13 protein-coding genes are annotated in these 12,690 nt (G+C 75.6%); 4 read left to right on the forward strand and 9 right to left on the reverse strand.

Annotated features, from left to right (window positions below):
- Nucleotides 1–36: 36 nt before the first annotated feature.
- From ACZ5GH_RS25140 to ACZ5GH_RS25150, 3 genes are all read right to left on the reverse strand, one after another.
- Nucleotides 37–774, reverse strand: a complete 738-nt coding sequence (locus tag ACZ5GH_RS25140; RefSeq protein WP_464335288.1) for a hypothetical protein — start codon at nucleotides 772–774, stop codon at nucleotides 37–39.
- Nucleotides 775–980: 206 nt separating this feature from the next.
- Nucleotides 981–2,096 (reverse strand): PucR family transcriptional regulator, encoded by a 1,116-nt coding sequence (locus ACZ5GH_RS25145; protein WP_387757901.1) that lies wholly within the window; start codon nucleotides 2,094–2,096, stop codon nucleotides 981–983.
- A gap of 77 nt (nucleotides 2,097–2,173) precedes the next feature.
- Nucleotides 2,174–2,941, reverse strand: a complete 768-nt coding sequence (locus ACZ5GH_RS25150) for a GntR family transcriptional regulator (RefSeq protein ID WP_387757903.1) — start codon at nucleotides 2,939–2,941, stop codon at nucleotides 2,174–2,176.
- A gap of 310 nt (nucleotides 2,942–3,251) precedes the next feature.
- Here ACZ5GH_RS25150 and ACZ5GH_RS25155 point away from each other — a divergent pair, with 310 nt between their 5' ends.
- Nucleotides 3,252–4,007 (forward strand): tyrosine-protein phosphatase, encoded by a 756-nt coding sequence (locus tag ACZ5GH_RS25155; RefSeq protein WP_387757904.1) that lies wholly within the window; start codon nucleotides 3,252–3,254, stop codon nucleotides 4,005–4,007.
- 82 nt (nucleotides 4,008–4,089) lie between these two features.
- Nucleotides 4,090–4,653: a DUF4291 domain-containing protein gene (locus tag ACZ5GH_RS25160; protein ID WP_464335289.1), complete on the forward strand. Its 564-nt coding sequence runs from the start codon at nucleotides 4,090–4,092 to the stop codon at nucleotides 4,651–4,653.
- Nucleotides 4,654–4,662: 9 nt separating this feature from the next.
- On the opposite strand, the gene ACZ5GH_RS25165 is transcribed toward ACZ5GH_RS25160, so the two are convergent.
- Both ACZ5GH_RS25165 and ACZ5GH_RS25170 read right to left on the reverse strand, forming a co-directional pair.
- Complete coding sequence (locus ACZ5GH_RS25165; protein WP_464335290.1) at nucleotides 4,663–5,502, reverse strand: ABC transporter permease; 840 nt, start codon at nucleotides 5,500–5,502, stop codon at nucleotides 4,663–4,665.
- Nucleotides 5,499–6,410: an ABC transporter ATP-binding protein gene (locus ACZ5GH_RS25170; RefSeq protein ID WP_387757909.1), complete on the reverse strand. Its 912-nt coding sequence runs from the start codon at nucleotides 6,408–6,410 to the stop codon at nucleotides 5,499–5,501. Before ACZ5GH_RS25170 ends, ACZ5GH_RS25165 begins: the two co-directional genes overlap by 4 nt.
- 133 nt (nucleotides 6,411–6,543) lie before the next feature.
- Between ACZ5GH_RS25170 and ACZ5GH_RS25175 the strand changes: the two genes are divergently transcribed.
- Nucleotides 6,544–7,770 (forward strand): sensor histidine kinase, encoded by a 1,227-nt coding sequence (locus tag ACZ5GH_RS25175; protein ID WP_464335291.1) that lies wholly within the window; start codon nucleotides 6,544–6,546, stop codon nucleotides 7,768–7,770.
- Nucleotides 7,767–8,423 (forward strand): response regulator, encoded by a 657-nt coding sequence (locus tag ACZ5GH_RS25180; RefSeq protein WP_464335292.1) that lies wholly within the window; start codon nucleotides 7,767–7,769, stop codon nucleotides 8,421–8,423. The genes ACZ5GH_RS25175 and ACZ5GH_RS25180 overlap by 4 nt, the downstream gene beginning before the upstream one ends.
- 32 nt (nucleotides 8,424–8,455) lie before the next feature.
- On the opposite strand, the gene ACZ5GH_RS25185 is transcribed toward ACZ5GH_RS25180, so the two are convergent.
- The 4 genes from ACZ5GH_RS25185 to ACZ5GH_RS25200 form a co-directional block, all read right to left on the reverse strand.
- Nucleotides 8,456–9,142 (reverse strand): hypothetical protein, encoded by a 687-nt coding sequence (locus ACZ5GH_RS25185; protein ID WP_387757914.1) that lies wholly within the window; start codon nucleotides 9,140–9,142, stop codon nucleotides 8,456–8,458.
- Between the two features lie 127 nt (nucleotides 9,143–9,269).
- Nucleotides 9,270–10,289 carry an N-acetylglucosamine kinase gene (locus tag ACZ5GH_RS25190; RefSeq protein WP_387757916.1) on the reverse strand — a complete coding sequence of 340 codons (1,020 nt, stop codon included), beginning with the start codon at nucleotides 10,287–10,289 and terminating at the stop codon, nucleotides 9,270–9,272.
- Nucleotides 10,290–10,461: 172 nt separating this feature from the next.
- Nucleotides 10,462–11,751: a 6-phospho-beta-glucosidase gene (locus ACZ5GH_RS25195; protein WP_387757918.1), complete on the reverse strand. Its 1,290-nt coding sequence runs from the start codon at nucleotides 11,749–11,751 to the stop codon at nucleotides 10,462–10,464.
- Nucleotides 11,751–12,659: a carbohydrate ABC transporter permease gene (locus tag ACZ5GH_RS25200; protein ID WP_387757920.1), complete on the reverse strand. Its 909-nt coding sequence runs from the start codon at nucleotides 12,657–12,659 to the stop codon at nucleotides 11,751–11,753. The genes ACZ5GH_RS25195 and ACZ5GH_RS25200 overlap by 1 nt, the downstream gene beginning before the upstream one ends.
- Nucleotides 12,660–12,690: the final 31 nt, after the last annotated feature.

A 12,690-nucleotide genomic window follows, 5' to 3' on the forward strand; every position in this document is an offset into this window, starting at 1 on the left:
CCTTTGACGAGATGGCGGGTTGGTGCGGGGAGATGGTCAGGCGAGGCCGGACGGCGGGTCGAAGGGGGCCACCAGGAAGTGCTCGCCCTCGGCGTCGTAGTCGAAGATCAGGGCGGTCCGCCCGGCCGTCAGGCCCGGTTCGGGCTCCGCCGTGCGGACCTGGACGGTCGCGGTGGAGCCGTCCTCCGCGGTGACCTCGGCCTGCCCGAAGCCGGCCGTCACCCGGCCGGTCCGGATCACGCAGACCCGGCCGACGAAGTCCCTCCGGGTGACCGGCCGGTCCTCCGGGAACAGCCGCGACAGCGGCCGGACGAGCACCCGGGTGCCCGCCCAGGAGGCGACCAGCGCGACGGCGAACACGCCGCCGCGCGCCGGCGCCCCCGAGGTGAGGACGGTGCCGGCCAGGCTGACGAACCAGGCGAGCGCGACCAGCAGCGACACCGCCACCGTCACGGGCACCCCGCCCAGCCCCAGCGCGTCCAGCACGCCCGCGTGGTGGCCGGCCCCGTGCCGGTCGGACCCGTCGTCGGCACCGTGCCCCCCGGCACCGTGCCCCGCGTGCCCGACGTGCCCGTGCCCGACGTACCCGTGCCCGACGTGCCCGTGCCCGACGTCCGCGTGGTGCCCGCCGCCGTGCCCCCCGTGCACGGCGCCGGGCACCAGGCCGCCCAGCAGCATCAGCAGCCAGTACCCGGCCACCACCACCAGCGCGAAGCTGAACAGTGCCGTCGGGAAGGCCAGCGCGGCCGCGAAGAATCCCCCCAACCCGGCCACGCTCCCCCGTCCTTCCCCCGGCACCGCGCATCGGCGCCGGGGAGATCATGGCAGTGCCGGGCCCCGCCGCACATTGCCAGGATCCGGCAATCTTTACGCCCTCTTGACACCCTGGTACGCGCGTCCGGCGTGACACTGCAACGGCTCGGCAACAGGACGGCCCCCGGACGGTCCCGGCAGCACCGCGCGGGTGCGCCGCGGCGGGACTACAGCGGCCGCTCCGGCCAGTTCAGCAGCCGCGCGCCCATGGCCGCCGTCTCCAGGGTGAAGCGCTGGAGCGCGTCCGAGGGGTCGTAGCCGGTGAGCGCCTTGATCCGCTCCAGCCGGTAGCCCAGGGTGCGCACGCTCAGCCCCAGCCGGCGCGCCGCCTCCGCGTTCACGTACCCGGCCTCCGCCTGCACGGCGATGGTGTCCAGCAGCGGACGGGCGCCGCCGCGGGCCTCGGTCAGCGGGCCCAGCACGCTGCGCACCAGGTCGGCCATGGCCGACCGGTCGCGCATCAGCACCGGGAAGACCAGCAGCTCCTCGGCCCGCAGCCGCCGGGCCGGCAGGTTCAGCCGGTGCGCGTAGTCCAGCGTGTCCAGCGCCTCCTCGTAGCTGCGCGGCACCCCGCTCGGGCCCGAGTGCCGGCGGCCGGTGGCCACCCGCCGCACCGGCTGGCCGCCGGTGCCGGGCCGCAGCGTCAGCTCGGCGAAGGCCTCCAGCACAGCCCGGTCGGAGTCCGGGGCGACGCACACCAGCCGGCCGTCCTTGCCCGCCAGCAGGACGTTCCGCTCGCCGAACCGCCCGGCCAGCTCCCGCTCGACCCGGTGCACCAGCGGATGCACGTCCGCGAACGGCTCGTCGCCGACCGCGACCGCCACCGTGTACGCGCCCGCCAGCCGCAGCCCGAACCGCTCCGCGCGCTCGGCGAGCAGGCCGAGGTCGCCACGGCCGAACAGCAGGTCGTCGACGAACTCCCGCCGGGCCGCCTCCTCCTGGCGCACGGCCAGGCGCTGCGCCCGCTCGTGGCCCTCGCCCAGCGCGGCCAGCGCGGCGTCGGTGGCGGACAGCACCGCGTCGCCCGTGCGGCGCAGCTCGTTGACGCTGCTCGCGGCGGTCGTCCCGGGCAGCGTCTGCCAGGCGCGCCGGGCGGCGGCCAGGCAGTGCGACACCACCTCGCGCAGCCCGTACCCGGCCTCGGCGCAGTGCTCGCCGAGCCTGCGCAGGCGCTCCAGCTCCTCGCGGCGCAGCAGCCGGCCGGTGCGGGAGACGTCGCCGAGCAGGACGAGGTAGACCTCGGCCAGCTCGGCGGGTATGTCGTGGTCGAGCCCCTCGGTCACGCTGTCCTGCCAACCCCCGTGCGGCCTGGTATTCCGGCGCCGAACCTATCAGGGCGGGTGCGCGGACCGGCCCTGCGCTACCGGTCGCGGAAGTGCAGGACGAAGCGCGCGCTGCTGCCGTCGATCCGCCGCCGTACGTACAGCGCCGGGGCGCCGTCCGGGGTGCAGCTGACGCCCTCGCGCACCAGCAGCGCGGTGCCCGGCGGCACGCCCAGCAGTTCGGCGTCCGCGAGGTCCGCGCCGACGGCGCCGAAAGCCCGCCAGTCGTACTCCAGCTCGACCCCCGCGGCCCGCGCCAGGGCCGGCACCAGGTTCCCGGGGCGCCCCGGCCGGAGCAGTTCGGCGGGCAGCGGGCCGAACGGCACCCAGTAGCTGCACGCCGCCCGGGGCCGCCCGCCCAGCCGGATCACCGAGTCCACCCGGGACAGCTCCGCCGGGGCGCGGCCCAGCCGGCGGGCCGCCTCCGCGTCCTGCGCCGAACCGAGGACGGGCGGGGCGGCCACCACGAACTCGCCGTCCGTGCGGGCCTCGTTCGGCAGCGCGGTGGGCACGCTGCCGAGGTCGAAGCGCTGGCTGCGCGGGTCCACGGCGATCGACACCCGGACGGCGGGCGGGCGGACGAAGGTGCCCACGCCCCGGCGGATCTCCACCACGGCGGCCCGCTCCAGCTCCGCCACCGCCTGCCGCACGGTCAGCCGGTTCACCCCGAACTCGGCGCTCAGCTCGGGCTCGCTGGGCAGCCGGGCGCCCGCCGGGTAGGTGCCGGCGTCGATGCGCTCCTGGAGCCGGCGGGCCAGACGGCGGTACACCGGGGTGTTCGGGGAGCTCGGGGGGTTCGTCGCCACGGGTCCGATCCTACGGAGCGGACCGGATCGACCGGGCCGGTCGGGCGCCGTACGGCCCGGGTCGCCGTGGCCGGGCGATGGGAGTGGGATGGAGGGATGCACCGATCGGGACGCGCGCCGCGGCGCAGGCCCGCGCCGCCGGGGCCTGCGCCGCTGGGACCTCCGCTGGGACCTGCTCCGCCGGGACCTGCGCCACCGAGGCTTGCCCGGCGGCCCTCGGAGGGGTTACACATCTAGACGTCTAGATGTCTCCGCCCCCTCCGGATCTCCCGTGCCGTCCCGGGTGCGGCACCACCGAAAGGCCTCCCGCATGTCCCTGGTCAACTTCCGCGACGCCGCCGTCCTCGGCGACCCCGAGGGCCGACGGGTCCGCCCCGGTGTGCTGTACCGCTCCGCCCAGCCGTTCCCGGCCGCCGACGAGGCCACCGTCGCCCAGCTGCGCGGCTGCGACATCCGCACCATCGTGGACCTGCGCGACCCGCGCGAGACCGACCCCCGGGACTGGGCCGCCGCCGAGGCCGCCGGGATAGCCGTCGTCGCCGCCCCGGTGAACCCCGCCACGGACGTCCTCACCGCGCGGATGGGCACCATGGCCACGGCCGCCGACCTCGGCGACTTCTACGTCCTGCTGGCGGAATCCGCGCCCGAGGCGGTGGCCGCCGCCGTGGACGCCACCGTCCGCCCCGGCGCCGTCCTGCTGCACTGCGCCGCCGGCAAGGACCGCACCGGGCTGCTCACCGCCCTCCTACTGGACCTCCTCGGCGTCCCCGCGGAGCGCATCGTCGCCGACTACACCCGCACCGCCGACGCGCTCCCGCAGATCTTCGCCGGCCTCGCCGAACGCCACCGCACCGCCCTCAACGACCGCTCCACCTCCCGCGTCACCGACTCCCGGGGCCGCCACCTCACCATCCCCGCGCCCCTCCTGGAGGCCCCGGCCGAGGCCATGTCGGTCTTCCTCGACCGCGTCCACACCCACCACGGCGGCGCGGCCTCCTTTCTCCCCGGCTGCGGCGTCCCGGCGGCCACCCTCGGCGCCTTCCGCAGCAAGGCGGCCGTGGCCTGAGCCGCCCCCGGCGCCGCCGGGTAATCCCGTTGCACCGCGCCGCCCGCCCTGGCAGCGTGCCGGGTCGAGGGGGTGCCGCGAGATGACCGCACTGCGCGAGATCCGTGCCGACCACGACGACCGGACGATCGTGCTCTACCAGGCCTACCCGCCGGCCGTCGCCGACGCGGCGCTGGCGGCCGGCCGGTTCGTGGCGCCGTTCGGCTTCCACCGGATGACCTGGATCAAGCCCTCGTTCCGCTGGCTGATGCACCGCAGCAACTGGGCGCAGAAGCCCGGTCAGACCAGGGTGCTGGCGGTCCGGACCACCCGGGAGGGCTGGGAGGAGGCGCTCGCCCGCGCCGTGCCGACCACCGCGCACCCGGACGAGCTGGCGGACGCAGCGGTCCACGTGCAGTGGGACCCGGAGCGGTCGCTGCGCGGAGCGGCGCTGAACCACTACAGCATCCAGGTGGGCGTCGGCCGGTCGCTGATCCGCGCCTTCGCCGAGGAGTGGGTCGTCGAGCTCACCGACCTCACCCCGCAGGTGCGGCGGATCGCCGCGCTGGTCCGTGGCGGGCAGGCGGCGAAGGCCCAGCGGCTGCTGCCGCCCGAGCGCCCGTACCGGCCGGCCGCCGCGACCGCGCGGCGGCTCGGCCTCGGCTGAGCGGGCGGATCAGACGTCCCGCCGCCGCACCACGGCCACCGTCACCACCACGGCGGCCGCGCCCCACACCCCCATGGTGATCCAGGAGTCCAGCACGCCCGGCGCGTACTTCCCCATCGTGACGGCGGAGCCCGGCCTGATGGTGAGCCGCTGCACGGTGGCCGGCGGCAGGTGGGTGCCGATCTCCTTCAGCCACCGGTAGCGGTCCCCGCCGAAGACCATCGGCAGCACGAGCAGCAGCAGCACCAGCGACACGATCGAGGCGGTGGCGTGCCGCAGCAGCGCGCCCAGCGCCATCCCGATCAGCGCGCAGACCGGCACGACCGCCGCGTAGCCGAGCACCGCCCGCAGGCAGCCCGGGTCGGTGACGGAGAGCCCGAGGTGCCGGGAGGCCAGCATCGCGTTGACGGCGAGGAACGAGCCCGCCGAGACCACGGCCCCGGCGAGCCCGGTGATCCCGCCGATCAGCAGCACCTTCGCCGCGATCACGCCCCGCCGGTCCGGCACGGCGGCGAAGGTGGTGCGGATCAGGCCGGTGGTGTACTCGCCGAACACGGTGATCGCCCCGAGGCTGCCGGCCGCGATCGCCATCAGGTCGCTCGCGATGCCGCCGAGGCCGTGGAACAGCGGGTCGTACGAGTACGGCGCCCCGCCGGGCGGCAGCGGCGGCTGGTCGAGGTAGGGCAGGTCGTTGTGGACGGCGTTCACGTTGACCGCGATCGCCACCAGCGAGGCCAGCGCCAGCACCCAGTAGGTGGAGCGCAGCGAGCGGAGTTTGATCCACTCGGCGGCGAGCAGGTCGAGGAACCGGGGCGCGGGTTCGGCGGACGCCGGGGTCACGGTGCTCATCGGGCCTCTCCCGCCGGGTACTCGACGCTGTCGGCGGTCAGCGACAGGAACGCCGACTCCAGCGAGGACGTCCGTACGGCCAGCTCGTGCAGCACCACGCCGTGCCGCGACGCGAGTTCGCCGATCCGCGCGGCCGGCATGCCGGTGACGACCCCGAACCGCGGCTCCACCAGCCGTACTTCGGCCCCCTCCGCGCGCAGGGCACCGGCCAGTTCGGGGAGTTCGGGCGACCGGACGGCCACCGAGCAGGCCGCGTCGCGGGCCGAGAACTCCGCGAGGCTCTGGTCCGCGAGCAGCCGGCCGCGCCCGATCACCACCAGGTGGTCGGCGGTGTGCTCCATCTCCGCCATCATGTGGCTGGAGACGAACACCGTGCGGCCCTCGTCCGCGAGCCGCCGGAACAGCCCGCGCACCCAGAGCACGCCCTCCGGGTCCAGCCCGTTCAGCGGCTCGTCGAACAGCAGCACCGGCGGGTCGCCGAGCAGCGCGCCGGCGATGCCCAGCCGCTGCTTCATGCCCAGCGAGTAGCCGCCGATCCGCCGCCCGGCGGCCGCGCCGAGCCCGACCTCCGCCAGCACCTCGTCCACCCGCCCGGGCGGGACGCGGTTGGCGCGGGCCAGCGCCGACAGGTGTGCCCGGGCGCTGCGCCCGCCGTGCACGTCGCCCGCGTCCAGCAGGGCCCCGACGTGCCGCAGGCCGCGCGGCCGGTCGGCGAAGGGCACCCCGGCCACGGTGACGGTGCCCCCGGTGGGGGTGTTGAGGCCCAGGACCATCCGCAGGGTGGTGGACTTGCCGGCGCCGTTGGGGCCGAGGAAGCCGGTCACGACGCCGGGCCGGACGGTGAAGCTCAGCCGGTCGACGGCCGTGGTGGCGCCGTACCGCTTGGTCAGTCGTTCGATCTCGATCACGGGGACCACGGTGGCGGTCGGCGCCCGGCCCGGGCATCGGGCCGCGGGCCACAACCGCCGGCCGCCGTACTGGCCCCGGGGATTACGCCCCCGGACCGATGTGCCGCCGTCGGGCCGCGGCTACCATCGCGCCATGATCACCGAACCCCGTCCGCCGCTGCTCAGACGCCTGCCCGCGGGCGTGTGGGTGGGGGCGCTGTGGACGACCGTGATCGTCTACCGCTTCCTCACCCGCGAGGACGAGCTGCGCCACCTGTTCTCGTACTACGGCAACCCCGAGGACATGCCGATGGTGGTCACCGCGGTGGTCACCACCCTGGTCGCGGCGCTGCTGGTCCGGCTGCCGCTGGCCGCCGTCGTGGTGGCGCTCGCGGGCGCCGTCTACGCGCTCGGGATGCGGCAGGTCCCGGAGACCGCGCCGCTCCAGTTCCTGATCGCCGACGGGGTGGTCGGCTACTGCGCGGCCACCCGCTCCCGCCGCCTGTCGCTCAGCGCCCTGGCGCTGCCGATCGCCACCCTCCTGGGGCTGTTCCTCCACGGCGTCGTCAGCGGCTACGCCATCGCGCCGGTCGGCTACGCGGGCCTCGCCGCCACCGTGCTGATCGCCTGGCTGGTCGGCAACACCGTGCACCAGGGCCGCGCCCACGCCGAGGTGCTGCGCGGCCGGGCCCACGAGCAGGCCGTCACCGCCGAACGGCTGCGGATCGCCCGGGAGTTGCACGACATGGTGGCCCACAACATCGGCATCATCGCGATCCAGGCCGGCATGGGCAGCCGGGTCATGGACACCCAGCCCGCCGAGACCCGGGCCGCCCTGGAGGCGATCGAGGCCACCAGCCGGGAGACCCTGGCCGGGCTGCGCCGGATGCTGGGCGCGCTGCGGCAGGGCGAGGGAGAGGCCGCGCCGCTCGAAGCGGCGCCCGGGCTGGGAGAGTTGGACCGGCTGGTGGCGAGGGCGGCGGGCGCCGGGGTCCGGGTGGCGCTCACCCGGCGCGGCGCGGCCCGTCCGCTGCCGCCCGAGGTGGACCTGGCCGCCTACCGGATCGTCCAGGAGGCGGTGACCAACGTGGTCAAGCACTCCGGCACGCGCGACTGCCGGGTCGCCGTCGAGTACGGTCCGCGGGAACTCGGCGTCACGGTGCTCGACCTGGGCGCCGGAGCGGCGACCGGCGGCACCGGCACCGGCCCGGGCAACGGCTACGGCCTGGCCGGGATGCGCGAGCGGGTCGCCCTGCTGCACGGAGAGTTCAGCGCCGGCCCGCGCTCCGGGGGCGGCTTCCTGGTCGCCGCCCGACTGCCGCTCCCCGACGGGGCCGCGGCCGACACCGCCGTCGAGACCCCCGTGGAGGTGGGACCGTGATCCGCGTCGTCCTGGTCGACGACCAGCCGCTCATCCGCACCGGCCTGCGGGTGCTGATCGCCGACGCCCCCGACCTGGAGGTGGTCGGCGAGGCCGGCGACGGCGCCGAGGCGGTGGAACTGGTCGCCCGGCTGCGCCCCGACGTCGCCGTGATGGACATCCGGATGCCGGGCACGGACGGCATCGAAGCCACCCGCCGGATCACCGCCGACCCGGACCTGCCCACCCAGGTCCTCGTCCTCACCACCTTCGACGACGACGACTACGTCTACGGCGCGATGCGGGCCGGGGCGAGCGGCTTCCTGGTCAAGGACCTCGCCCTGGAGACCATCCTGGACGGCATCCGGGTGGTCGCCGCCGGGGACGCCCTGCTGGCGCCCGGCATCACCCGTCGGCTGATCGGCGAGTTCGCCGCCCGCCCGGCCGGGGCGCCCCAGCCCCGCAGACCCGTCGCCGAGGCCGTCACCGGGCGCGAGCGCGAGGTGCTCACCCTGGTCGGCCGGGGCCTGTCCAACGCCGAGATCGCCGCGGAGCTCACCATCAGCGTGGCCACCGCGAAGGCCCACGTCGCCCGGCTGTTCACCAAGCTGGACGCCCGGGACCGGGTCCACCTGGTCATCCAGGCCTACGAGTTCGGCCTGGTCACCCCGTAGCCCGGTGCCCCGTTCCTCCCCGCTGCCCCGGACTACGGACCCTCGACCTCGCCGATCCGCATGATCCGGCCGTGGGAGTCCAGCACCACGTCGTAGGCGTTCCCGTGGCAGCCGTACGGGGCGTCCGGCTCGCGTTCGGCCAGGCAGTCGGCGATGTGGGTGATCAGCTCGTCGAGGGGGACGGCCCCGGCGGGGTCGTCCTGCGGACCGCCGACCAGGGTCGCGGCCACGCCGGCGCTCGCGAAGCCGTAGTGGACGGGGCTGCCGGCCGGCTCGTAGCGGGCGGAGCCGCAGCCGAACTTGGCGGGCCGGGCGGTGACTTCGGCCGGGCCGGTGGAGACGACGAGCAGGACCTCGTGACCGGGGAGCAGGGTGGGGGCGGCGCACCCCGGTCCGGCGGAGGGCGCGGCGAACGGCTCGTCGGAAGACCCGTCGGGGGCTTCGGGGGAAGCGGAGGAGGAGGCGTCGGAGGAGGGGGAGGCAGCGGGGGAGGCGGCGGGCCAGGACGGTCCGTCCGCCGCGGAGTAGGACTCCTCGTCCTCCTCGTAGAAAAGGTCGTCGTCCTCGTCCAGCAGGTCGTCCGCGCCCTCGTCGGCCATGGCGGCGGCGGAGGCGGCGGCCACCGTGGCGCCGGAGTCGGCGGGCGTGCAGCCGGTCAGGACGGCTGCGGTGCCGCAGGCCAGCAGGGCGGCGGCGAGGAGGGTGCGGGGCGGGGCCATGGCACAAGTCTCCCCGGCCGGCGGCGGTTGTCGGTACCCGCTTGACACGATCGGGGGCAGGCCCGCGGTTCCCTCCCCCCGTCGGACGTGCGGGTCCGGCGGAGGGAGGGAGGTCGATGAGCCGGCGTCAGACCGCCACCGGCCGGCCCGCCTCGTACGCCTCGCGCACCCGGGCCTGCGCCCGCTCGCCCGCCGCCAGGTGGTCGAGGCCGAGCAGCGCCGCGCCGAGCACCGGCGGAGCGACGACGACGCGCGGCTCGGCCAGCGGCGCGGCCTCGGCGAGCCGGGCGGTCAGGTTGTCCAGCAGCAGCGGCTGCCGGGCGGCGAGCACGCCGCCGCCCAGCACCACCGGGGTCGGGGTGTCCAGCAGCTCCAGGCGGCCGAGCGCCACCACCGCGAGCCGGACGATCTCGTCGGCCTGGCGGTCGAGCAGCCCCAGCGCCACCTCGTCGCCCTCGCCGGCGACCGCGAACAGCACCCGGGTGATCTCGTGCAGCCGCGCGCTCGGCAGGTGCCCGAGGTGCACGGCCTCGGCGACGGCCCCGGCGCTGGGCAGGCCGAAGTGCTCGGCTATCGCCCGGGCCAGGCCGGTCGGCCCGCCGCGCCCGTCCTCGGCGCGGACGGCGTGCCACATGCTGGCGACGGCGAGCCCCGAGCCGCCGCCCCAGTCGCCGGTGAGCTCGCCGAGGGCGGGGAAACGGGCGGTGCGGCCGTCCGGCAGGAGGCCGACGCAGTTGATCCCGGCGCCGCAGACCACCGCGACGCCGCGCGGGCCGTCGGTGCCGGCCCGCAGCAGGCCGAAGGTGTCGTTGACGACGGTGTTGCCGACCCCCCACGGGTGGGACTCCAGCGCCTCGCGCAGCGCCTCCTCCTCGACCGGCAGGTCGGCGTTGGCCAGGCAGGCGCTGACGTGGCTGGTGAGCACGCCGCGCCAGGACGGGTGGCCGGCCGCGGCGGCGGCCTGCTCGACCAGCGGGGCGAGGCCCGCCACGGCCGCCGCGCCGCCGATCTTCTGCGGCTCGAAGCCGCCGCCGCGGGCGGTGCCGAGGACGCTGCCGTCGGTGCCGATCAGGGCGACGTCGGTCTTGGAGTTCCCCGCGTCGATGGCGAGGACGCCCGGCAGGAGTGGTTCGGACTGGTGGGTCATCAGGTCCCCGCGGCTCGTACGTGGCCCGGGCCGTGGTCGTCGGCCGGGTGCCCGGCCGTGGTCGCGGCCGGGGAGCCCGGCCGGAGGGTCCCCGGCCGGGGGTGGACGGTCTCCTCGCGCTGCCCGCCCGGCGGCCTTCCGCGGTCGCCGGGCGGGGGAGTCGCGGGCCGGGTCAGGCCCAGGCGAGGTGCTCGCGGTTGTGGGCGAGCAGCCGGTCCGTCAGCTGGTCGGCGAGTTCGATCTGGCCGACCAGCGGGTGGGCGAGCAGGGCGTCGAAGACCCGGTCCCGGCCGCCGCGCAGGGCGGCGTCGAGGGCGAGGTGCTCGTACGCGGTGACGGCGGCGATCAGGCCGGCGTACAGCGGCTCGACGGGCCGCTGCGGCAGCGGGCGCACCCCCCGCGCGTCCACCTCCGCCGGGACCTCGATGACGGCGTCGTCCGGCAGGAAGGGCAGCACGCCGTCGTTGCGGGTGTTCACCACCTGCACGGACGTCCCGCCGCCGGTGCCGAGCAGCGCGGCGATCAGCTGGACGGCCGCCTCCGAGTAGAAGGCGCCGCCGCGCTTGCCGAGCAGTTCGGGCTTGGTGTCCAGGGCCGGGTCGGCGTACAGCTCCAGCAGCTGCCGCTCGATCTCGGCGACCTGCGCGGCGCGCGAGCCCTGCTCCCGCAGCTCGGCCACCACCGCGTCGTGCTGGTAGAAGTACCGCAGGTAGTAGGACGGCACCACGCCGAGCCGCTCGACGAGGGCCTGCGGCAGGCGGAGGTCCTCGGCGATCTCCTTGCCGTGCGAGGCCAGCAGCTCCGGGAGCACCTCGCGACCGGTCGCGGCGCCCGGGGCGTCCAGCAGGGTCACCCCGCGCTCCCAGGTCAGGTGGTTGAGCCCGACGTGGTCGAGCCGGACCAGCTCCGGGTCCACGCCCAGGTGCCCGGCGAACCTGCGCTGGAAGCCGATCGCGACGTTGCACAGCCCGACGGCCTTGTGCCCGGCGTTCCGCAGGGCCCGGGTGACGATGCCGACCGGGTTGGTGAAGTCCACGATCCAGGCGTCCGGGTTGGCCCGGCGCACCTGCTCGGCGATGTCCAGCACCACCGGGACGGTGCGCAGCGCCTTGGCCAGGCCGCCGGCGCCGGTGGTCTCCTGCCCGACGCAGCCGCACTCCAGCGGCCAGGTCTCGTCCCGGTCGCGGGCCGCCTGCCCGCCGACGCGCAGCTGGAGCAGTACGGCGTCGGCGTCCGCGACGCCCGCCGCCAGGTCGGTGGTGACGGTGACGGCCGCGGCGTGGCCCTGCCGGGCGAAGATCCGCCGGGCGAGGCCGCCGATCAGCTCCAGGCGGTCGGCGGCCGGGTCGATCAGCACCAGCTCGCCGACCGGCAGGGTGTCGCGCAGCCGGGCGAAGCCGTCGATCAGCTCCGGAGTGTACGTCGAACCGCCGCCGACGATTGCCAACTTGAGTGCGGACATCAGCCCTTGACCCCTGTCAGTGTCACGCCTTCGATGAAGGCCTTCTGAGCGAAGAAGAAGAGGACGATCACCGGTGCCATCACCAGCAGGGTGGCGGCCATGGTGAGGTTCCAGTTGGTGTGGTGGGCGGCCTTGAAGGACTCCAGTCCGTAACTGAGCGTCCAGGCCTCGTGGTTGTTGCTGGCGTAGATCTGCGGGCCGAAGTAGTCGTTCCAGCAGTAGAAGAACTGGAACAGCGCGACCGCCGCGACGGCCGGCTTCGCCATCGGCAGGACCACCCGCAGCAGGGTGCGCAGGTCGCCGCAGCCGTCGATCCGGGCGGCCTCGATGTACTCCTTGGGGATGGTCATCAGGAACTGGCGCAGCAGGAAGATGGAGAACGCGTCGCCGAAGGCCATCGGGAGGATCAGCGGCCAGAGCGAGCCGTCCATGCCCATCTGCTTGGACCAGAACAGGAACATCGGGATGACGGTGACCTGCGGGGGCAGCATCATCATCGCGACGACCCCCATCAGGGCCAGGTTGCGGCCGCGGAAGCGGAACTTGGCGAGGGCGTAGGCCACCGGCAGGCTGGAGACGACGGTCAGCAGGGTGCCGAACCCGGCGTACAGCAGGGTGTTGCGCCACCAGGTGAGGAAGCCGGGGGTGCTCCAGACCTTGCTGTAGTTGCCCCAGTGCCAGTCGGTCGGCCAGTAGTCGGTGGTGAGCGCCTGTCCGTCCGACATCACCGAGGTGAGGAAGACGAAGACGAAGGGCAGCAGGAAGAACAGCGCGGCGGCGATCGCCACGGTGTGCACGGCCACCCAGTGGAGGAACGCGCGGCGGCGGGCGGCCCGGGCGGCGGGGCCGCCGGACCGGGAGGGGACGGCCGTGGCCGGCCCCGCGGTGAGTGTGGTGCCAAGGGTCATGATCGGGTCCTCCCGGGCCCCGGGCGTGTCT

The organism is Kitasatospora sp. Xyl93, assembly GCF_055383135.1.